General features: G+C 69.4%; 18 protein-coding genes. 8 read left to right on the top strand and 10 right to left on the bottom strand.

The window, feature by feature from the left end:
* Window positions 1–57 precede the first annotated feature (57 nt).
* Window positions 58–627, bottom strand: coding sequence for an LOG family protein (locus VEC11_RS08840; protein WP_464130350.1), 570 nt, complete (start codon window positions 625–627; stop codon window positions 58–60).
* On the bottom strand, window positions 624–1628 hold the full coding sequence (locus VEC11_RS08835; protein ID WP_464130349.1) for an adenosine kinase: 1005 nt from the start codon (window positions 1626–1628) through the stop codon (window positions 624–626). The genes VEC11_RS08840 and VEC11_RS08835 overlap by 4 nt, the downstream gene beginning before the upstream one ends.
* A 64-nt stretch (window positions 1629–1692) precedes the next feature.
* On the opposite strand from VEC11_RS08835, the gene VEC11_RS08830 reads away from it, so the two are divergent.
* Both VEC11_RS08830 and VEC11_RS08825 read left to right on the top strand, forming a co-directional pair.
* Entirely contained in the window at window positions 1693–2334 is a 642-nt protein-coding gene (locus VEC11_RS08830) for a queuosine precursor transporter (RefSeq protein ID WP_464130348.1), read from the top strand.
* Between the two features lie 16 nt (window positions 2335–2350).
* The gene (locus VEC11_RS08825; protein ID WP_464130347.1) at window positions 2351–3988 is read left to right on the top strand and encodes an alkaline phosphatase family protein; all 1638 of its coding nucleotides are present in this window, start codon (window positions 2351–2353) and stop codon (window positions 3986–3988) included.
* Here VEC11_RS08825 and VEC11_RS08820 read toward each other — a convergent pair.
* The 4 genes from VEC11_RS08820 to VEC11_RS08805 are packed head-to-tail and all read right to left on the bottom strand — an operon-like array spanning window position 3985 to window position 10859.
* Window positions 3985–5535, bottom strand: a complete 1551-nt coding sequence (locus VEC11_RS08820; RefSeq protein ID WP_464130346.1) for a pectate lyase — start codon at window positions 5533–5535, stop codon at window positions 3985–3987. The two genes, VEC11_RS08825 and VEC11_RS08820, sit on opposite strands and share 4 nt — an antisense overlap.
* Window positions 5532–6527, bottom strand: coding sequence for an alpha/beta hydrolase (locus VEC11_RS08815; protein WP_464130345.1), 996 nt, complete (start codon window positions 6525–6527; stop codon window positions 5532–5534). Before VEC11_RS08815 ends, VEC11_RS08820 begins: the two co-directional genes overlap by 4 nt.
* Window positions 6524–7891: a pectate lyase gene (locus tag VEC11_RS08810; protein WP_464130344.1), complete on the bottom strand. Its 1368-nt coding sequence runs from the start codon at window positions 7889–7891 to the stop codon at window positions 6524–6526. Before VEC11_RS08810 ends, VEC11_RS08815 begins: the two co-directional genes overlap by 4 nt.
* Complete coding sequence (locus tag VEC11_RS08805) at window positions 7872–10859, bottom strand: TonB-dependent receptor (RefSeq protein WP_464130343.1); 2988 nt, start codon at window positions 10857–10859, stop codon at window positions 7872–7874. Before VEC11_RS08805 ends, VEC11_RS08810 begins: the two co-directional genes overlap by 20 nt.
* Before the next feature lie 311 nt (window positions 10860–11170).
* Between VEC11_RS08805 and VEC11_RS08800 the strand changes: the two genes are divergently transcribed.
* Complete coding sequence (locus VEC11_RS08800) at window positions 11171–12529, top strand: pectate lyase family protein (RefSeq protein ID WP_464130342.1); 1359 nt, start codon at window positions 11171–11173, stop codon at window positions 12527–12529.
* Here the strand turns inward: VEC11_RS08800 and VEC11_RS08795 are convergent.
* The 3 genes from VEC11_RS08795 to kduI form a co-directional block, all read right to left on the bottom strand.
* Window positions 12526–13959, bottom strand: a complete 1434-nt coding sequence (locus tag VEC11_RS08795) for a carboxylesterase/lipase family protein (protein ID WP_464130341.1) — start codon at window positions 13957–13959, stop codon at window positions 12526–12528. The two genes, VEC11_RS08800 and VEC11_RS08795, sit on opposite strands and share 4 nt — an antisense overlap.
* The gene (gene kduD / locus VEC11_RS08790; RefSeq protein WP_464130340.1) at window positions 13944–14696 is read right to left on the bottom strand and encodes a 2-dehydro-3-deoxy-D-gluconate 5-dehydrogenase KduD; all 753 of its coding nucleotides are present in this window, start codon (window positions 14694–14696) and stop codon (window positions 13944–13946) included. The genes VEC11_RS08795 and kduD overlap by 16 nt, the downstream gene beginning before the upstream one ends.
* 124 nt (window positions 14697–14820) lie before the next feature.
* A complete protein-coding gene (gene kduI, locus VEC11_RS08785; protein WP_464130339.1) occupies window positions 14821–15663 on the bottom strand; it encodes a 5-dehydro-4-deoxy-D-glucuronate isomerase in 843 nt (280 codons plus the stop codon).
* A 77-nt stretch (window positions 15664–15740) separates the two neighbouring features.
* Between kduI and VEC11_RS08780 the strand changes: the two genes are divergently transcribed.
* Window positions 15741–16085, top strand: coding sequence for a hypothetical protein (locus VEC11_RS08780; RefSeq protein ID WP_464130338.1), 345 nt, complete (start codon window positions 15741–15743; stop codon window positions 16083–16085).
* On the opposite strand, the gene VEC11_RS08775 is transcribed toward VEC11_RS08780, so the two are convergent.
* Complete coding sequence (locus VEC11_RS08775; protein WP_464130337.1) at window positions 16082–17143, bottom strand: LacI family DNA-binding transcriptional regulator; 1062 nt, start codon at window positions 17141–17143, stop codon at window positions 16082–16084. The genes VEC11_RS08780 and VEC11_RS08775 overlap by 4 nt on opposite strands.
* An 88-nt stretch (window positions 17144–17231) precedes the next feature.
* Between VEC11_RS08775 and eda the strand changes: the two genes are divergently transcribed.
* The 4 genes from eda (at window position 17232) to lldD (ending at window position 21225) form a co-directional block, all read left to right on the top strand.
* Entirely contained in the window at window positions 17232–17852 is a 621-nt protein-coding gene (gene eda, locus VEC11_RS08770; RefSeq protein ID WP_464130336.1) for a bifunctional 4-hydroxy-2-oxoglutarate aldolase/2-dehydro-3-deoxy-phosphogluconate aldolase, read from the top strand.
* Window positions 17853–17933: 81 nt separating this feature from the next.
* Complete coding sequence (locus VEC11_RS08765; RefSeq protein WP_464130335.1) at window positions 17934–18722, top strand: 2-keto-4-pentenoate hydratase; 789 nt, start codon at window positions 17934–17936, stop codon at window positions 18720–18722.
* Window positions 18723–18749: 27 nt separating this feature from the next.
* Window positions 18750–20036, top strand: a complete 1287-nt coding sequence (locus VEC11_RS08760; RefSeq protein WP_464130334.1) for an MFS transporter — start codon at window positions 18750–18752, stop codon at window positions 20034–20036.
* A 49-nt stretch (window positions 20037–20085) separates the two neighbouring features.
* Complete coding sequence (gene lldD / locus VEC11_RS08755) at window positions 20086–21225, top strand: FMN-dependent L-lactate dehydrogenase LldD (RefSeq protein ID WP_464130333.1); 1140 nt, start codon at window positions 20086–20088, stop codon at window positions 21223–21225.
* Window positions 21226–21267: the final 42 nt, after the last annotated feature.

The raw sequence follows: 21267 nt of genomic DNA, 5'->3' as shown, positions 1-21267 counted from the left end.
GCCCGCTTCCCCCCGGAGATTCTCGGTTTTGTCACACCATGAAGCGGTGCGCGGGAATTACCAGACCATTTTGGCTTCGGTCGTCCCGACCGCGGCGCCGAGCTGGTCGATCGCGTCGTCGATCCCGTCGGCGATCAGCAATTGAGCGCGGCGCGCCGGCGACATGAAGCCGCTGACCGTGACATGGTCGAGGAAGGTGATCATCGAATCCCAGAAGCCGTCGACATTGAGGATGGCGAAGGGCTTGGCGTGGTAGCCGAGCGCGTTCCAGCTCCAGGCTTCGAACAGTTCGTCGAACGTGCCGACGCCGCCCGGGATCGCGACGAAGGCGTCGGTCAGCTCGGTCATCAGCGCCTTGCGCTCGTGCATGTTGGCGACGAGGTGGAGCTCGGTGCAGCCGGTATGCGCGACCTCGAGATCGACCAGGGCCTGCGGGATTACGCCATAAACCTCGCCGCCCGCCTCGAGCACCGCGTCGGCGACCACGCCCATCAGGCCGAGCCGGCCGCCGCCATAGACGAGGCCGATGCCGCGCCGGGCCATTTCCAGGCCGAGCGCGCGCGCCGTTTCGGCGAAGCGCGGGTTGGTGCCCATGCTCGAGCCGCAGTAGACCGCAAGGCGTTTCACAGGGTCGCCACCAGTTCCTTCAGGTCGCTTTCCGGGCGCGAGCCGAAATGGGAGATCACCTCGGCGGCGGCGATCGCGCCCAGCCGGAGCGAATCCTCCAGGCTGCGGCCCGTCGTCTGCCCGACCAGGAAGCCGGCGGCGAACAGGTCGCCGGCGCCGGTCGTGTCGACCACGCCCGAGCCGATCCGGGCAATGGGTACGGTGACCCGCCGCCCGTGCTCCACGGCGAGCGCACCCTCTTCGCCGCAGGTGACCACAACCAGCGGAACCTTCGACTGGATCGCCTCGATCGCGGTCTCGCGGTCGCCGGCATCGGCCAGCGCCTTGATCTCGTTCTCGTTGGCGAACAGCATGTCGATCGCGCCGCTGTCGAGCATTGCGATCATTTCCTCGCGATGGGCATGGATGCAGACGATGTCGGAAAGCGTGAAGGCGACCTTCCGGCCGGCCTCGTGGGCGATCGCCATCGCCCGCTCCATCGCCGCGCGCGGCCCTGCCGAGCGCCAGAGATAGGCTTCCAGATAAAGGATCGCCGCACCCCTGATCTGTTCCGGATCGAGCACGTCGGCACTCAGCTCGTGCGAGGCGCCGCGATAGGTGCTCATCGTGCGCTGCGCGTCGGGGGTGATGAGGATGAGGCAGCGCCCGGTGGGCAGGCCGTCGGCCTTGGGCGGCGTATTGAACTCCACCCCGAGCGCCCGGATATCGTGCGAGAAGATCTCGCCGAGCTGGTCGTCGGCGATCTGCCCCACGAAGCCGGCACGGCAGCCCAAAGCCGCGACCCCGGCCATGGTGTTCGCGGCGGAACCGCCGCTCGTCTCCCGTGCCTGGCCCATGCGCGCATAGAGTCGGGTCGCGCCCTCGGTGTCGAGCACCTGCATCGAGCCTTTGACGAGCCCCTCCTCGGCCAGGAACGAATCCTCGGCGCTGGCCTTCACGTCCACCAGCGCGTCGCCGATCGCCAATACGTCCAGCCGGGTCCCAGTCACAGACGGAGCCATGACGGGATTGGAGGGCGACGAAAAGCCCCTTTTTGCGTCGCTGGAAACCGGTTACGCATCATCAATGAGCACAGCCCCCGCCAAGCCGGCCCTGAGCCGCTCCCTCTTCGTCTTCTCGGTCTTCTACGGCGGCATGGTGACGATCGCCGGCGTGCTCGGCGCCAAGCAGGTCGCGCTCGGGCCGCTCGCCGTCGAGGCCGGCATCTTCCCCTTCCTGATCCTCGTTGCCCTGTCGAGCTCGGTCGCCGAGCTGCACGGCAAGGAGGCGGCGAACAAGCTGCTGCGGTACGGCTTCATTCCCCTGATCGTCGCCATCCTGCTGACCCTGATCATCCTGCGGCTGCCGACCGACGAGAATATGTACCCGCCCGCGAAGGAGGCCTTTCCGATCATCCTCGGCCAGAGCTGGCGGATGATGGCGGCGGGGATCGTCGCCTATGGCGTCTCGGTCACGCTCAACATCTGGATCTTCTCCAAGCTCTCCGGCACGACCGGTCGCTTCGCCGCCCTGCGCGGCTTCATCGCCGCGGCCCTGTCGCAGATCGTCGATACGTTGATCTTCATCACCGTCTCTTTCTACGGCGAGCGGCCGATCGGCGAACTGATGCTCGGGCAGATGCTGGCGAAGGTGGTGCTGTCGGCGGTGCTGGTGCCGCTGATCATCATCGCCTGCGTCGCCATCGGGAGACGCCTCGACCGCGCCTGATTTCGGGGGGGAAAACATGAAGCTGAAGCTGCTCGCCGCCCTGCTGGCCCTCGCCGCCACGCCCGCGGCGGCGCAGCGCAGCCCGTCACCCCCGGCGCGGCCGCGGCTCGTCATCGCCATCTCCGTCGACCAGTTCTCCGACGATCTCTTCGCCGAATATCGCGGCCTCTATCAGGGCGGCCTGAGGCGCCTGTCGCAGGGCATGGTCTTCCCCGCCGGCTATCAGTCGCATTCGTCCACCGAGACCTGCCCGGGCCACTCCACCATCCTCACCGGCGCCCGGCCGGCCCGCACCGGCATCATCGCCAACAACTGGTACGACCAGGGCGCCGCGCGCACCGACAAATATATCTACTGCTCGGAGGATGAGAACGTCCCCGGCTCGACCTCGGAGAACTATACCGTCTCCCCCCTCCATCTGCGCGTGCCCACGCTCGGCGACCTGATGCAGCGCGCCGATCCGCGCAGCCGGGTCGTCGCCGTGGCGGGCAAGGACCGGGCGGCGGTAATGATGGGCGGCCACAATCCCACCCAGCGCTGGTATTGGGGCGGCCGCGCCTTCGTCAGCGACCGGCAGGGCCGCGAGCCGGGCGCCGTCACCCAGGCGAACAACCGCATCGCCACTGCGCTCACCCGCCCGCGCGAGGCGATGACGCTGCCCGATGCCTGCGCCGGCCGCAGCCGCGACATCGCCGTGCCCGGCCGCGCCTCGCCGGTCGGCAGCGGCCGCTTCGCGCGCGGCGAGAATGACCGCTCGGGCTTCCGCGCCTCGCCGGATTTCGACCGCGAGACGCTCGCCATCGCCGAGGGCATTCGCGACGAGATGCGGCTCGGCGAGGGCCCGTCGACCGACCTTTTGATCATCGGCCTCTCCGCGACCGATTATGTCGGCCACGGCTTCGGCACACGCGGCAGCGAGATGTGCATCCAGGTCCTCGCTTTGGACCGCATCCTCGGCGAGTTCTTCCAGGACCTGGACCGGCAGAATATCGACTATGTCGTGGTGCTGACTGCCGACCATGGCGGCCTCGACCTGCCCGAGCGCGCCGTGCAGATGGCGGGCGGCGGCGCGGCCCGGGTCGATCCGGCGCTGAACGCCACCCGGATGAGCGAGGCGCTCGCCCGCCGCCTCGGCGTGCCCGGCCCGGTCATTCTCGGCGACGGCTCGTTCGGCGACATGTGGGTGGTGCGGAGCCTGTCCCCGCGGCTTCGCACGCGCGTTCTGGCCGAGGCCATCCGCACCTATCGCGCCCATCCGCAGGTCCAGGCCGTCTTCACCCGTACCGAGCTGCTGGCGACGCCCAATCCTGCCGGCCCGCCGGACAGCTGGACCCTGATCCAGCGCGCCCGCGCCTCCTTCGACCCGCGGCGCTCGGGCGATTTCTACGTGATGCTGCGCCCACGCATCACCCCGATCGCCGACCCGAGCCGCGGCTCGGTCGCGACGCATGGCAGCGTCTGGGACTATGACCGGCGCGTGCCGATCCTGTTCTGGCGGCGCGGCATGACCGGCTTCGAGCAGCCGCTGGCCGTGGAGACGGTCGACATCATGCCCAGCCTCGCCGGCCTGATTGGCCTGCCGCTGGCGCCGGGCAGCGTGGACGGGCGGTGCCTGGACCTGATCGCCGGGCCGGAGACGAGCTGCCCGAACTAGCGGCGGCCCTCGAGCGCGCCGATCAGCCGGGCCATGTTCGCGATATAGGTCGCGGTGGAGATGCCGGTCGCGGGCCTGGGATCTGGATAAGGCGAGGTGTCGGTCTCGTCGCCGACCTGGGTGGTGCCGAAGTCGCCGGGCGCCACGCGCCGGCGGCCGGGGCCGCGATACGGATGGCTGGTCATGGTCAGCGGCGACGGCCACCAGCCCTCGGCATTCAGACCGCGGACGACTTCCCTTGGATCCAGCCGCGCCGCGCCCGTGAAATCCGAACCGGCGGCGATCCCCCCGAGGATGAAGAAGCGCGGGAAAGGCCGCCGCTCGAGCAAAGGCGAGCCGCGCGTCGCTTCCGCCACCGGCATGGCGGCGAGCCGGTCATGCTCGCGCCGCAGCCGCTCCAGTTCTATCGCCCGGAACTGCGAATAATGGGCGATCGGGCGGGCCGGATCATGGTCCTGCCAGTAGCGCCCGTTGACCACGTTGGAGCCGCGCCGGTGATTGTAGAGGGGCCGGTTCGTCCCGAGCTCCACGAAGGTCGGGAAGCGCCGGTCGTGCGGGCCGATATTGGCCGGCAGGCGCACCGAGGTCAGCCAGTCCAGCGCTTCCGGGATGCGCGCGAGGAAGCGGCGATCGCCGGTCAGCCGGTAGAAGTCCATCAATTGCTCGACATTGGTCGCGGTCGTGTGGGTGACAAGCGCCCGTGGCTCGTAGCTCCGCGCGCCCGCTACATTGAGGCGAAGGTCATATTGCAGCCCCCAGCCGGCCTGCGGCGCGCGGCCCTGGGTGGTCAGGAAAATCTCCATCCCGCGCCGCGCCGCGCGCAGCAGCGCCGGCCGCTCCAGCGCCTGCCCGGCCATGATCAGGAAGCGGATATTCTCCCTGGCGACGTCGTCGTTGAAGGTGATGTAGCGCTGATAGGCGGGATAATGCGGGTCGTAGGGCCAGCGCTGCGGCCAGCCGCCGTTCGGATATTGGCTGCGCCGGATGAAGGCGATCGCGCGCTCCAGCGCCGGCCGGAAGCGGGCCTCGTGCCGCACCATGTAGAGGCGAAGCAGCAGCTGCATGGACTCCGCCGTGCCGGCATCGTCGAACGTCGCATTGTCGGAATAATGCTGGAATTCCTCGAGCCGCCAACCGTTGCGGCCGATCCGCTCGTACCAGCGCCGCGCGGCCGCCGGGCCGCCGGTGTGAATGAAATAGTTCCAGCCGCCGCTCCGGTGCTGGCCTGCGATCAGCGCCCCGGCGGCCCGCGCCGCCGCGTCGTAATAATAGGCATCGCCGGTGGCGTTAAAGGCGTCGAGGAAGATGTGGCCCATCGTCGCCGTCCCCGGCGCCTGCACCCAGAGCATGCCGGGCTCCGCCTCCATCTCCCCCCAGCGGCGGGACAGGTCCGGCAGGTAGGTCCAGACATAGCCGCCATGATCGGCGACATGCTCAACCATATATTCGGTGGCGCGGCGCATCGTCCGCTCGATCTCGGCGCGGCTCTGCGCCTGTGCGGCGGCGGGAAGCACGAGCGCCAGCACGGCGAGCAGACGCAGGATCATGGCCACAGCCCCCGGTAGCGGCCCCAGGCCAGAAACAGGCCGGGCCAATGTTCGACGGACTTGCCGCGCGCCAGCCTGAGGCCGAAGCCGTGGCCGCCGTCGGGGAAGAGGTGCATCTCGGCCGGAATCCCCCGCGCGCGCAAGGCCGCATGCAGCAGCAGCGTGTTGGCGACCGGGACCGACGCGTCGTCCTCCGCGTGCAGCAGGAAGCAGGGCGGCGCATCGGCCGGGACGTTGAGGTGCGGGGAATGGGCGCGCTCCAGGGCCGGCGAGGCGTTGTCGCCGAGCAAATTGCGGCGCGAGCCGGCATGGGCATGGGGCGCGCTCATCGAGATCACCGGATAGAGGGGCGCCGCCGCATCCGGCCGGGCGGACAGCGCGTCGATCGCGTCGTCGGGCGGATAGACCTGCGTCGCGAAGCGCGTCAGCAGGTCCGCGCAGACATGCCCGCCCGCGGAAAAGCCGATCGCGCAGACCTTCGACCGATCCAGCCCGTATCGCCCCGTCCTGTGGCGGATCAGCCGCATCGCCCGCTGCGCGTCCGCCAGCGCCACGTTGGGCCCCGCCAGCGCCCAGCCCTCGCCCGGCAGCCGGTAGAAGAGGACGAAGGCGGTGATCCCCTGCGCCGCGAGCAGGCGGGCCATCTCATAGCCCTCCTTGTCCACCACCACCCAGGAATAGCCGCCGCCCGGCATGATCAGAACCGCCGCGCCGTTCGGCCGGGCCGGCCGGAAGACGGCCATGCGCGGCTGCGAGATGCCAAGCACGATCCGGTCGTTATAGGCGGGATCGGTGCTCCTCTCGCGCACCGTCTCGACCAGCGCCGCGGCCGCCATCTCCGGCGGTCCCGGGTCCCAGAGGTCGATCGTCTCGTCCGGCTCGGCGAAGACCAGAGGGCGGCCCGGCCGCGCGACGGGCGGCGGCGTCTGCGCTGCGGCGCCGGAAGCGAGCGCCGCGAGCGAGCCGACCAGCATGGCGCGACGGTCGATCACCGCAGTACTGCGGCCGCACGCGCGGCGAGCCAGTCCTCGAGGTTCGTCAGGCCGTCGCCGTCCCGGTCGGCATTGCCGTCGCCGCGCGCCGGATCATGGCCGTGCGCGCGCTCCCAGGCGTCGGGCATGCCGTCGCCGTCCGTGTCGGCCTCGGGACGGCCGGACGCCAGTTCGGGCCAGCCGCCCACCTCCTCCTGGCTGTCGATATGGCGGCCCGTGCGGCGGCGGACGCTCTCGATCACCCGGGCGTCGGCAGCGTCGCGGGGCCAGGCGCCGGCGCGGGCCAGCACGCGCGCCGTTGCGGACGGCGCGGGGTCGGCGGCGACCGGAGCGACGTCGACGGGGCCGCTCAGCCTGTAGCCCTCGGGCAATGTGCCGGTGACGAGCGACCAGGGGTCGGCCGGAACCACGCCGTTCATGCTGTTGCCGGAGAAAAACGCCCGCGCCAGCCGGTTGCGCTCGCGGAAGGCCATGGCGCCGCCGCTGTCCGGCCCCGCGAGATAGGCATTGTCGATGAAATTGTAGCGGATCAGGCTGGCCTCATCCTCATTGTAACCGGCAAAGCCGCGCCCCCAATTGTAGAAGAGGTTGGAGCGGAACTCCATGAGCGGCCCCTCCGGATCCGCCGCCGGCCCGGCGTAATTGCCGGGCCGCGGCATGCGCGCGGCGTGGTGCGCCCAGAGATTGTGGTGGAAGCTGACCCGGGCGCCGCGGCCGCCGCGGATCAGGCTGCCATAGCCATGCTCGCCCTTGCCGTGGTGGGAGCGGCGCAGGGATTCGGCGATGATCGACCATTGCACGGTGAGGTCCCAATAGCCTTCGCCGCGGTCGTAGCGGGCCGAGGCCGACAGGGTCTCGTCGACCGACCAGCTCGCCGAGACATGGTCGAGGATGATCCGCCGGCCGCCCCTGATCCAGACGGAATCCCCCTCGCCCGGCGTCCGGTCGCCGCGGCGGACGCGGAGGTGGCGGATGACGACGTCGTCGGCATGGACGATCAGGGTGCCGCCGCCGAGCGCGATGCCGCCGCCCGGCGCGCTCTGCCCGGCAATGGTGACGCGCGGCTCGCTGATGACGAGGTCGGACTGGAGCCGGATGGTCCCTGCCACATCGAATATGACAGTCCGCGGTCCCCGCGCCGCGACCGCCGCGCGCAGGCTGCCCGCACCGCTGTCGTTCAGATTGGTGACCCGGATGACGGCGCCGCCACGCCCGCCGGCAGCGAAGCGCCCGGCGCCCTCTGCACCCGGAAAGGCCAGGGTCTGCGCGGAAGCCGGGCTGGCGAGGACGAGCAGGGGAAACAGGAAGGCCGCCCTGGGACGGCGGCCTTCCCTCCCCCCGGAGTCAGAAGCGGACGCGCGCACCGATATAGAATTGGCGTCCGGTATGATGGACGACCGACGGGCTGTTCCGGTCGCGGTCGACGAACTGGTCGTTATATTCGTCGGTGAGATTGATCGCCTCGGCGGTCAAAGTGATGTGGTCGTTCAGCTGGAAGGAGGCCGAGGCGTCGACGTTGAGCGTCGAATTCTTGCCTTCCACGTCGTTGGCGACATTCTGCGCCGGCACACGCTGCAGATAGTCACTGCGATAGGAGACCGAGCCGCGGATCGAGAAGCGTCCGTCGTCATAATAAAGCGTCGCGTTCCAGCTGCGCGGCGACAGGTTGATGAGGTCGTCGCGGATCGGTGCCGGATTGGTGGCCGAGGTCACATAGGCGATCTTCGATTCCACATAGGTGAAGTTGAGGATCGCGCCGAGATTGCTGAGCGGCCCGGGCAGGAAGCGGAAGGGCTGCTGATAATTGATCTCGAAGCCCTTGAGCGGCCCGCCCTCGGTGTTGATCGGCGCCGTCACCAGGAACAGCTCGTTGCCGGTGAAATTGGCGGGCAGCAGGCTCAGCGGCAGGCCGGTCTGGTTGAACGGGATCTCGGTCCTGAGGCTTTGGATGAAGGTCCCGATGTCCTTGTAAAACAGGCCGATCGAGAGCAGCGAATCCCGCGCGAAATACCATTCGAAGCTGGCATCCACGGTGGTCGCCCGGAACGGATCGAGGAACGGATTGCCAGTCGTGATCGAGAGCTGCCCGGTCGTATTGATCGAGCCGCCCGGCGAGAGGTTGCCGAGCTGCGGCCGCGCCATCACCCGCGCGGCGGCGAGGCGGATCACGAAATTGCTGGTGACGTCGAGGCTGAAGTTCGCCGAGGGCAGCCAGTCGTCATAGGAGCGGTCGACGACGGTCAGGGTGCCGCCGCCCAGCGCCTGGTAACCCGCCGCCCGGAGGTCGGTCCTGACATAGCGCAGGCCGATATTGCCGCGGAACGGACGGCCGAACAATTCGGTCCGGATGTCGACCTGCACATAGGCGCCGACATCCTCCTCGCGCACCGCGCGGTTGTTGCCGCGGGCATTGCCGTTGGTGATGCTCGACAGGGTGAAGTCGCCGGGCCCGCCCGCATTTCCGGACTTCAGGCAGTTGCAATAGATGTCGTAGAGCGTGGCGAGCGCATTCAGGTCCGGGATCAGCCAGCTGCTGATCCCGCCGCCGCTGTCGAAGCCGGTAAGCAGGGTCGTCACGTCGGCGAGCGTCGTCCCCGCCGGGAGCGCCAGGATCGTGTCGTTCTGGTTGACCCGGCGGAATTCGAACGTCTCGAAATCATATTCGCGGTAGAAGCCGCCGGCCTTGAGGACCAAAGTCTCCGGGATCATGTCCCAGGCGACGTCGCCGCGGAAGGTCGTGAAGCTGTTGTCCGCGCCCTGCGGCCGGATGCGGATTTCCGACGGGGTGATGTTGGACGGCGTAACGCCCGGGGGCGTGCCGATGATCTGCCAGCCGCCCGGCCCCGCACTGCTCACGTCGAACGGATAGGTAATCGTCGGCCGGCCGCGGCTGTTGCGGAAGTCGATCGTGTAGCCGTTGACGTTCGGCGCATCGAGCGTGGTCGTGGTCTGGAACGGATTGCGGAAGTTCGAGGTCGAGCGGCCAGCGAGCCAGGAGAAGCGCAGCCGGTCGGTGATCTGCTGGTCCCACTGGATCTGATATTGCCAGAATTTGGTGTCGAGCTCGTCGAAGCGGGATTCCGAGCGGATGTCGACGCCGTTGAACACGCCGTAGAGCAGATTGCCGTTCGCGTCATATTCGGCCTGGACGACGCTGGTCTGCGGCTTGCCGCCCTGCGCCGCCGTGCGGCTGAACGAGATCGCCTCGAGGAAGTCCTCCTGGCGGGTCGCCTGCAGGCGCGCGTGCAGGACGTCGACGGTGAACAGCGCGCCTTCCCAGGGCCGGGCCTGGAGCGCGAGGGTGACGCCCAGGCGCTGCTGGTCGTGGGTCAGCCGGCCGTAGCGCGGCAGGCGGGGATGGACGTTGGTGGCCAGCGAGGCCTCGTCATATTCGGCCTGGTTGCCGGGCGTGTTCGGCAGGCGCGGGGTCGTCGTGAAACCCGGGATGTTCGGGTTGCCGCCGCAATTGGCGCCGCCCGAGGTCGGGTTGAGCGGGACATGGCCGACCGGCGAGCAGAAGCCGCCGACGCTGTTGCCGCCGTCCCAGCGGACCGAGCTGAAGCCCTCCTCGAACAGGTTGCGCTCGCTATAGGCGACCGAGGCGAGGATGCCGATCGTGCCGTCCGCGAAGGTGTTGGAGACCAGAAAGGCACCGCGCGGGCTCCACTCGTCGGCCAGGTCGTTGAACACCATCTGGCCGCTCGCCGACATCACGAAGCCGTTATAGTCGAAGGGCCGCCCGGTCTGCAGGTCGACCGTGGCGCCGAGCGAGCCCTCGTCCACCTCGGCCGAGGCGCTCTTGCGCACGGTCAGCCGGCTGAACAGCTCGGACGCGAAGATGTTGAAGTCGAAGGCGCGGCTGCGGTTCGCGCCGCCCGAGCTGTCGGTGCCGCCCGTGGTGGCGAGCGCCTCGAGCTGGTTGAGGCGGACGCGGGTGAAGTCGCCGCCGAGGCCGCGCACGGTGATCTGCCGCCCCTCGCCCGCATCGCGGTCGATGGCGACGCCCGGAATGCGCTGCAGCGATTCCGCGAGATTCTGGTCGGGGAAGTCGGCGATGTCCTCGGCGACGATCACGTCGACGATGCCGGTATCCTGCCTTTTGGCGTTGAGCGCCGCGGTCAGCGACTGGCGGAAGCCGGTGACGACGACCTCATTGCCCTCGTCCTGCGCGGGATCGGCGGCGCCGGCGTCGGGCTGCAGGGCGTCCGCAGCCGGCGCGGGCTGGGCCACCGTATCCTGGGCTGCGGCCGGCGTGGCGGCGAGCCAGGCGGCGCTGCCGAGCAGGCCGAGGAGAATGCGGGTGCGCGGCGTGGTGTCCAGCTTCGAAATCATGTCCGATCCTTCCAAACCGGACGCGCTTGCACGCGTCCCCCCTCCCGATGTGTCACGACCCGCACGGGCCCTTTCAAGCTCCGGAGAGCTTGTGACACCGGTGTCTATCCGGGCCCAAAAAAAGCCTGCGCCATGTCCGCGCCGAAGGATGGAGGTGTGAACGGGCCTCGGGTGGCCGCCCCTTTCTCCCTCTCCCTCGCGCTGCGTTTGCCGCAGTCGCCTTTTCCGGTTCCCCGATGAAGTAACCGGTGTCATAAGGACTTTGATCCGGAAGCGGCCCGCTGTCAAGACCGCCCGGCGGGAGGCTGGCAATGGCGCTGATCCGCGTGGTTTTTCTGATCCTTGCGCTGCTGCCGGGGGCCGCCCTCGCGCAGCAGCAGCCGGCGGCGCGGGCCTTTCCCGGGGCGGAAGGCTGGGCCGCGCAGACGCCGGGCGGGCGCGGCGGCCGGATCATCCGCGTCGCCAGTCTCGACGCCGCCGGCCCGGGCTCCTTGCGCGCCGCGCTGGAGGCCCGCGGCCCGCGCATCGTCGTCTTCGAGGTGGCCGGCGTGATCGACATGGGCCTCGCCACCTGGACGATTTCCGAGCCCTTCCTGACCATCGCCGGCCAGACCGCCCCCTCCCCCGGCATCACCCTGATTCGCGGCGGCATCGACATCCGCACCCATGACGTGATCGTCCGCCACATCCGCATCCGCACCGGCGTCGCCGGCCAGGCGCCGCGCTCGGGCTGGGAGGCCGACGCCTTGTCCACAATCGGCGCCTGGAACGTGATCGTCGACCATTGCACCTTGACCTGGGCGCTGGACGAGAATCTCTCCGCCTCCGGGCCCCGCTTCACCGGCAGCACGGTGGCGGAATGGCGGCGCGGCACCAGCCACAACATCACTTTCTCCTACAATCTGCTGGCCGAGGGGATCGCGCACGGCTCCCACCCCAAGGGCGAGCATTCGAAGGGCTCGCTGATCCACGACAACGCCACCGGCATCCTGATCTGGCGGAATATCTACGCCCACAATTACGAGCGCTCGCCCTTGCTGAAGGGCGGCGTCCATGCCGCGATCGTCAACAACCTGATCTTCGATCCGGGCGCGCAGGCGATCCACTACAATCTGATGGACCTCGAATGGGGCGAGCATCCGCACCAGCTCGGCGAGCTCAGTGCGGTCGGCAATGTGCTGCGCGGCGGCTTCTCGACGCGCGCGGACATCGCCTTCCTCACCATCGGCGGCGTCGGCGACCTGCGCTATCACGGGCGCGACAACATCGCGGTCGACCGGCAGGGCCGCCCGGTGCCGATGTTCGGCCGCTACACGACCAGCCCGGCGCGGATCATCCAGGTGCCGCGCCCGGTCATCTGGCCTGCGGGCCTTCCCGTCCTCCCCGCCGGCCAGGTCGAGACCCATGTGCTGCGCCATGCCGGCGCCCGCCCCTGGGACCGCGACCCGCACGACATCCGCGTGATCTTCGACGTCGCCGAGGGCCGCGGCGAGATCATCGACGACGAGCGCCAGGTCGGCGGCTATCCCCGCGTCGAGCCGGTCCGCGCGCCCTTCGTCGAGGCGGACTGGGACCTGGCGACGATGGAGCCCCGCTCGGGCCGCTATCCGGGCCAGCGCGACGCCGTCCAGCAGCCGACCACAAGGCGGGATGCGGAGATGCGGCGCTAGGTCCCCGGCTGGATATAGGGGATGCGCGCGAACAGCTCGCGCTCGGCGCGGCGCGGGTCGCTCACCATGCGCGAGTTGCGGTCGAAGATCATCGTCTGGCGTCGTGGCAGCGTGTAGGCCGGCCAGCCCGGATTGCCGGTGCGGGCGAAGCGCAGGAAGGCAGCCATCATCGCCTCGCTGACCGGCCTCCCGCCGGCATCATATTCGGTGCCGAACACCAGAGGGATGTCGGCCGTGTGCCGCGCCGGCGGATAGTCGAGCTGATAGACGAAGGCGGGAGCGCCGGCGCGGGCGCGCTCCTCGGCCTCGATCACCTGTGCGCGCCAGCTCCGCCCGGCGGTGGTGGCGGCGAAGAAGACCTGCTCGGGTGAATAGGAAGGGTAGAGCCGCCGATATTCGGCGACGACCCATTCGGGATGGGCGTCGACGCGCAGCTCATCGGACATCCGCACCGCGAGATTCTCCCAGCTCAGCCCGGCAAGCTTGGGATGATCCGGCGCGAAGAAGCCCCGCGTCTCCTCCCGCGTATTGCCGAGCAAAAGCGGGATCTGGTTCGACTGCGGATTGGCGTCGGGCCAGAAGGGGTGGCGGGTCAGCCATTTCATGTCGAGCACCGGCCCGAAATAGACGCCGCCGCCGAGATAGGGGTCGCGGGCGCCGAGCCCCTCGACCAGCCGCGCGACCGGCATGGCGAGCAGGTCATCGACGGTGCGCGCGCCCACCGCCTGCATGAAGACCTGCGCCCGCTGGGTCGCATGGAGCGGGCCGGAGACGGTCACCTGCTGGCCGCTCATCGTCGCGGCGCGGTGGAACAGGCCGGCGGCGGCCGGCATGCCCATCAAGGTGGCGATCTTCGCGCCGCCGCCCGACTGGCCGAACACCATCACCCTGGCCGGGTCGCCGCCGAACGAGCCGATGTTGGCGCGGATCCAGCGCAGCGCCAGGACGAGGTCGAGCTGGCCGGCATTGCCGCTGTCCGGGAAGGGCGGGTCGAGCCGGGCGAGATAGAGATAACCGAAAGCGTTCAGCCGGTGCGAGACCGTCACCACGACGACGTCGCCGTGCGCGGCGAGCCGCTGTCCGTCGAGCCAGGGATGATGCGGGGTGCCGGTGGAATAGGAGCCGCCGTGGAAATAGACGAGGACCGGACGGCGCCGCCCATCCCGGCCCGGCGTCCAGATGTTGAGGCGCAGGCAGTCCTCGCTGCCCCCCTCCCCGACCGCGCCTGCCTGCGGCGCCGGGGGCCCGTAAGTCCCGAAATTGGGAGGGCCGGGCTCCGGCCGGGGCGCTCGGAAGCGCTCCGCCCGGCCGTAGCGGATGCCGAGATAGGTCTGGACCGGGCGGTCCTCGGGCGCGCGCTGCGCCATCAGCAACGGTGCGGCGGCAAGCCCCGCCAACACCGGGCGGCGGCCGATCAGCGGCCCAGCCACCCGCCGTCCACGGCCAGCACGTGGCCGTTCACATAGTCCGCCGCCGGGGAGGCCAGGAACACCGCGGCCCCGGCAATGTCTCTCGGCTCGCCCCAGCGCCCCGCCGGGATGCGCTCGAGGATCTGCCGGTTGCGGGTCTCGTCTGCCTGCAAAGCGGCCGTGTTGTTGGTCGCGATATAGCCGGGCGCGATGGCATTCACGTTGACGCCGCGGCCCGCCCATTCATTGGCCAGCGCCTTCGTCAGCCCCGCCACGCCCGATTTGGCGGCGGCGTAGCTCGGCACGCGGATGCCGCCCTGGAAGCTGAGCAAAGAGGCGATGTTGACGATCTTGCCGGCGCCCTGACCGAGCATGTGCCGCCCGGCCGCCTGGCAGAGAAAGAAGAGCGACTTGAGGTTGGTGTCGAGCACCGCGTCCCAGTCCGCCTCGGAAAAGTCCGTCGCCTCGGCGCGGCGGATGATGCCGGCATTGTTGACGAGAATGTCCAGCCGCCCGAACGCCCCGACGGTCTCGTCCACGACTTGCTGGACCGGGGCCGTCGTCGACAAGTCCGCCTCGATCAGCACCGTGCGGCGCCCCGCTGCCGCGATCTGCGCCGCGGTCTCGTTTGCCCGCGAACGCCCCGCCAGCGCCACGTCCGCGCCCGCCTCAGCCAGCGCCATCGCGATCGCCCGGCCGATCCCGGTATTGGCCCCGGTGACGATGGCCGCCTTGCCGGTCAGGTCGAAAGAACTCACCGCCTGTCCCCCCACTCCGTTCGCCCTGAGCCTGTCGAAGGGCTGTCCTTCTTTGCTGGAGAAGAAAAGGACAGGGCTTCGACAAGCTCAGCCCGAACGGTGCTTGTTGTCACGGGCGCGCCCCTCAAGCCAGCTGGCAGATGTCCAGCACGTTCATGTCCGTATAGTCCTGATTCTCGCCGGCCATCGCCCAGATGAAGGCATAGGCCCTGGTGCCCGAGCCCATATGGATCGACCAGACCGGCGAGATCACCGCCTCCTCGTTCTGGACGACCAGGTGGCGGGTCGCCTCGCCCTCGCCCATGAAGTGGAAGACGCGGTCCTTCGCCAGGTCGTCCAGCTCGAAATAGAAATAGATCTCGCTGCGCCGCTCGTGGATGTGCGGCGGCATCGTGTTCCAGACGCTGCCGGGCTTCAGCACGGTCAGGCCCATGACCAGCTGGGCGCTGTCGCAGACGCCGGGGATGACGAGCTGGTAGATGGTCCGCTCGTTCGATTCCTCGAGGCTGCCGCGCTCCAGCTTATTGGCCTGGGCGATCTCCAGCTTGCGGGTCGGGCAGCTCTTATGTGCGGGGCAGGAGGCGAGGTAGAAGCGCGCGCCCGCGCCCGCGAAGAGCACCTCCGCCGCGCCCATGCCGACATAGAGGCAATCCTTGTTGCCGAGGCTGAAGACCTCGCCGTCGACGGTGACGGTGCCGTCGACGCTGCCGACATTGACGATGGCGAGCTCGCGCCGCTCGAGAAAGGGATGGCCCGCGGCCGACGCGGGCTCGGTCTGCGCGGGAAGATGCACCGCCCCGCCGCCCACCTGCACGCCGCCGATCACGAAGCGGTCGGCATGGGTGTAGTTCAGCACGCATTCGCCCTCGCGGAACAGGCCGGAGATCAGATAGCGGTCGCGCAGCTCCTCATTGCTCACGCACTCCATCATGTCCGGATGCGTTGCGTAGTAGGTCCTGTCGAACATCCGACTCTCCTGTGGGCTTTGCCGCTTGGTAACCGGTGTCAGTCGGCAGTTCAATCGGATCGTGCTAAGCTGAACCGGTGACCGAGACCGTAACGCTTTGGCGTCCCGTCGGACCTGAGGAACTGGCGCTGATCCGCGAGAGCGAGATGCGCGCCTTCCCGCCGCGTCTGCCCGAGCAGCCGATCTTCTACCCTGTGCTGAGCGAGGACTATGCCGTGAAGATCGCGCGGGACTGGAACGTGCCGGCCAGCGGCGAGGGCTTCGTCACACGGTTCGAGGTGCGGAAGGACTTTCTCGACACTTATCAGGTACAGGAAGCCGGCGGCCGCGCGCATCTCGAATATTGGATCCCGGCGGAGGAGCTGGACGCCTTCAACGCCGCCATCGTCGGCGAGATCGAGGTCGTCCGGGAATTTCCTTAAGAGGCGGATGGCGGCGGCGCCACGCTGGCGCGCTTCACCAGCATCGAGGGCAGCTCGCTCGGCTGCTCGCCCGCCGCCTGGCCGCCGACCATGTCGCCGACCAGCTTGCGCGCCGCCGAGCGGGCCATGGAGACGATCGGCCAGCGCACGGTGGTCAGCGGCGGCCAGATATGGGCGGCGATCGGGGTGTCGTCGAAGCCGATGACGCTGAGCTCCTCGGGCACGGCGATACCGCGCTCGCGCGCGGCGAAGACGACGCCGGCGGCCATTTCGTCGTTCGAGGCGAAGATCGCGGTCGGCCTGGGGGACAGATCGAGCAGCCGCTCGGCCGCGGTGACGCCGGTCTCGAACGTGTAATTGCCGCGCGCAATCAGGCTGCGCGGCAGGGTGCGGCCGGCGGCCTCCAGCGCATCCTCGAAGCCGAGCCGCCGCTCCCGCGCCGAGCGGAAGCCGTCCGGCCCCTCGATCAGGCCGATCAATTCATGGCCCTGCTGGATCAGGAAGTCGGTCGCCTCGCGCACCGCCTCGCGGTCGTTCGAGGCGACCATATGGGCGCCGTCGTCGAGCTGGGCCGAGCCCATGCGCACGTAGCGGCAGCCGACCTCGTCGCAGAGCCGCGCGAGCGCGTCATTCTCGCTGATCGGCGGCAACAGCACGACTCCGAACAGCCGCTGCCGCTCGAGAAACGTTCGCACGTCGTCCAGCATGGCCGCCGAGTTGCGGTCCACCGGCCGGACGACCATTTCGAACTCGGTGCCCGCAAGCGCCTCGAGGATGCCCTGCTGGACGTTCAGGACCATCTGGGCGTTAGGATTGTCGTGAATCAGGCCGACCAGGAAGTTGCGGCGCAGCGCCAGCGCCCGGGCCTGGGGGTTGGGGACGTAGCCGAGCTCGCGAATCACCTTCTCGACCCGCTCGCGCGTCTCGTCGTTGAGCAAGGGCGAGCGGTTGATCACCCGGCTGACCGTCTTCTTGGACACGCCGGCAAGGCGCGCGACGTCGTTGATCGTCGCCCTCGCCGTCTGCGTGCCTTTAGCCACCTTGCCCTTCGCTCCCATGGCGCAGGATTAGCGCGCCCTTGCCCGCAAAGGCGAGCGGCTTTAATCTGACACCGGTTTCCATGATGCTCAAGGCAAAGTGACACGGGTGCGGACGATCGACGACATCATGGCGCTGACGCCCGTCATCCCGGTGCTGGTCGTCGACCGGGTCGAGGATGCGCTGCCGATCGCCGAGGCTTTGGTCGAGGGCGGCCTGCATGTGCTCGAAGTGACGCTCCGCACGCCCGCGGCGCCCGACGCGATCCGCGCGATGCGTCAGGTGCCCGGCGCGGTCGTCGGGGCGGGGACGGTGCTCGATCCACGCCAGCTCGCCGAGGCGCTCGACGCCGGCGCGGAATTCATCGTCAGCCCCGGCCTGACCGAGCGGCTGGGCGAGGCGGCGGCCTCGGCGGGCATCCCCTTCCTGCCCGGGACGAGCAATACGGGCGACATCATGCGCGCCCGCGACCTGGGCTTCACGCGCCTCAAATTCTTCCCGGCCGAGGCGGCCGGCGGCCTGCCGGTGCTGAAGGCGCTCGCCGCCGTCTTCGGCGAGGTCCGCTTCTGTCCGACCGGCGGCATCACCCAGGACACTGCCCCCGCCTGGCTGGCCGAGCCGGCCGTCGCCTGCATCGGCGGAAGCTGGCTCGTGCCGCGCGGCCAAGCCGTTGATCCGGAAGCGATAAAGGCGGGCGCCCGCGCCGCCGCCGCGCTTCGGCCCAGCTGAAAATGTCGTCGGCTGTATCGGCCCGGTTGCTTATGACACCGGTTTCCATTACCACCAAAAGAAAAGCCGTTTGGAGAGCGCGTGACCCTCGTCGATGACCGCAGCCGGATCGCCGGCCGATTCCTCGCCGCGCGCCGCGCCGCCGCCGGGCTCGATTCCTATCCCGGCGACTTCCCCGCCAGCCTCGACGAGGCCTATGCCATCCAGGACGCGGCGATCGCCGCCTGGGGCCGCCCGGTCGTCGGCTGGAAGGTCGGCCGGGTGCCCGAGCAACTGATCGACCTGTTCGGCACCGACCGGCTTGCCGGCCCGATCTTCGACGAGGCGGTGGACGGGGCCGAGATGCCGGTCTTCGCCGAGGGCTTTGCGGCGGGCGAGGCCGAGTTCCTGCTGCGGATCGGCGCCGCGCCGCCCGCCGGCAAGACCAGCTTCACGCTCGCCGAGGCCGCCGAGCTGATCGACGCCGTCCATGCCGGCATCGAGATCGCCAGCTCGCCGCTCGGCACGATCAACGAGATCGGCCCGATCGCCGTCGTCTCCGACTTCGGCAACAATAACGGCCTCGTCGTCGGCGCGGAAATCCCCGACTGGCGCAGCAGCGGCTTCGAGCAATGGGAGGTGACCTGCCGGATCGGCGGCGAGGTCGCCGGCCGCGGCCGGGCCGCCGCCTTCCCCGACGGCGCGATCGGCGCCGCGCGCTTCCTGTTCGAGCTGATGGCGCGGCGCGGCATCCAGCTCACGCCCGGCCAGTGGATCTCGTCCGGCGCCGTGACCGGCGTGCATCGCGCCAGGCCCGGCCAGGCGGTGGAGGCCCGGTTCAGCGAGGCGCTGGCGGTGACCTGCAGACTGGTGGCGGCGAGGCCGGAATAAGCGACGACAGGCGGGAGGGAGAGCGGGATGACGGACTCGGGCAGGGAGACGGTCCGGCAGGCGGCCGAAAGGGTCGGTCGCGTCCGCTGGGGCATCTGTGCGCTGCTCTTCTTCGCAACCACGATCAACTATATCGACCGGCAGATGATCAGCGTCCTCAAGCCGACGCTGCAGGCGGAATATGCCTGGACCGAAACCGACTATGCCAACATCGTCTTCGCCTTTCAGCTCGCCTACGCGATCGGCTATTTCATCTTCGGCCACATGATCGACCGGCTCGGGGCACGCCTCGGCTACTCGCTTGCCGCCGGCATCTGGGGCCTCGCCGCCATGGCGACCTCGGCGGCCCGCGACATCATGGGCTTCATGGCCGCCCGCTTCGCCCTCGGCCTCGGGGAATCGGGCAATTTCCCCGCGGGCGTGAAGGCCGTCGCCGAATGGTTCCCGAAGCAGGAACGGGCCTTCGCGATCGGGATCTTCAACGCCGGCGCCAATATCGGTGCGATCCTGACGCCGATGCTGGCGCCGTTCCTCGTCTATTATTTCGGCTGGCGGGCCGCCTTCCTCGTCACCGGCGCCCTGGTCTTCATCTGGCTCGCCGTCTGGTGGACGGTCTATCGCCGGCCGCGCGAGAAGGCGAACCTGTCGGCCGCCGAGCTCGCCCATATCGAGAGCGATCCCGCCGATACGCCCGGCAAGGTGCCCTGGCTCAGCCTGCTCAAGCATCGCCAGACCTGGGCCTATGCGGTCGGCAAGTTCATCATCGATCCGATCTGGTGGTTCTTCCTCTTCTGGCTGCCCTCCTTCTTCGCCAGTCAGCACGGGCTCGACCTGATGACCTTCGGCCCCGCCCTGGTCGCAATCTACATCATCTCCGACATCGGCTCGGTCGCCGGCGGCTGGCTCTCCTCGGCGCTGATCAAGCGCGGCTGGAGCGTGAATGGCGGGCGCAAGACGGCGATGCTCGTCTGCGCGCTCTGCGTCCCGCCGGTGATGTTCGCGCCGTTCGTCTCGAGCGTCTGGGGCGCGGTGCTGCTGATCGGCCTCGCCACGGCCGCGCACCAGGGCTTCTCGGCCAATCTCTACACCCTCCCGTCCGACCTGTTCCCGCGCAAGGCGGTCGGCGCGGTGATCGGCATCGGCGGCACGATCGGCGCGATCGGCGGCATGTTCATGGCGAAGTTCACCGGCTGGGTGCTCGATTCGACCGGCAGCTATGTGCCGATGTTCGTGATCGCCGGCTCGGCCTATCTGGTCGCCCTGCTGGTCATCCATCTGCTGGTGCCGAGGCTGGAGCCGGCGCCGGTCGACTGACCCGCGGCGGGGAAATTGCCCGGGCGCGCGCGGCCACTATAGTCGCCCGATGCGCATCGCCTCCGTCGCCGATTTCCGCGAGGCCGCCCGGCGGCGGCTGCCGCGCTTCCTGTTCGACTATATCGACGGCGGCTCCTATGCCGAGGTGACTTTGCGCCGCAACGTCGCCGACCTTGCCGAGGTGGCGCTCCGCCAGCGCGTGCTGCGCGACGTTTCCGCGCTCGATCTCTCGACCGAGATCCTCGGCCAGAAGCTGGCTTTGCCCGTCGCGCTCGGCCCGGTCGGCCTCTCCGGCATGTATGCGCGGCGCGGCGAGGTGCAGGCGGCGCGCGCGGCGCAGGCGGCGGGCGTCCAGTTCACCCTCTCCACGGTCAGCTGCTGCTCGCTGGACGAGGTCGCCGCCCGGACGGACAGGCCGATCTGGTTCCAGCTCTACATCACGAAGGATCGCGGCTTCACGCGGGAGATGCTCGCCAGAGCGGCGGGCCATGGCTGCCCGGTGCTCTTCTTCACCGTCGACCTGCCCGTCCCCGGCTCGCGCTATCGCGACGTCCATTCCGGCCTGCACGCGCCGCCCGGCCCCGCCAGCCAGGCGCGGCGCCTGCTGCAGGCGCTGGGCAAACCGGGCTGGGCCTGGGACGTGGGCGTCAGGGGCCGCCCCCATTCGCTCGGCAATGTCGCACATCTGTTCGACCGGCAGACCAACCTGCTCGACTTCCTGAAATGGTCCGCGAACAATTTCGACGCGACCCTGACCTGGAAGGACATTGAGGGCCTGCGCGCTTCATGGCCCGGCAGGTTCGTGATCAAGGGCATCCTCGATCCCGAGGATGCGCGCGCCGCGGCCGATGCGGGAGCGGACGGCATCGTCGTCTCCAACCATGGCGGGCGGCAGCTGGACGGCGTGATCTCGACGGCGCGCGCCTTGCCGGCCATTGCCGACGCGGTCGGCGACCGGCTCGCCATCCTCGCGGACGGCGGCGTCCGCTCCGGCCTCGACGTCGTGCGCATGCTGGCCCTGGGCGCGGACGGCGTCCTGCTCGGCCGGGCCTGGGCCTGGGCGCTGGCGGCTGAGGGCGGCGCCGGCGTGGCGCGGCTGCTCGAGATCATCGAGGCGGAGATGCGCGTCGCCATGGCGCTGACGGGGACGACGAAGGTCTCCGGGATGGACAGGTCGATCCTCGCCTGAGGGCGGTCTCCGCGAGCTGACACAAAAACTAATCTAAATTGT

It is taken from the genome of Allosphingosinicella sp. (assembly GCF_035626655.1).
GTDB lineage: Bacteria > Pseudomonadota > Alphaproteobacteria > Sphingomonadales > Sphingomonadaceae > Allosphingosinicella.
Note: the sequence above shows the minus strand (reverse complement) of the source record. Positions and strands in the feature narration are given on the sequence as shown.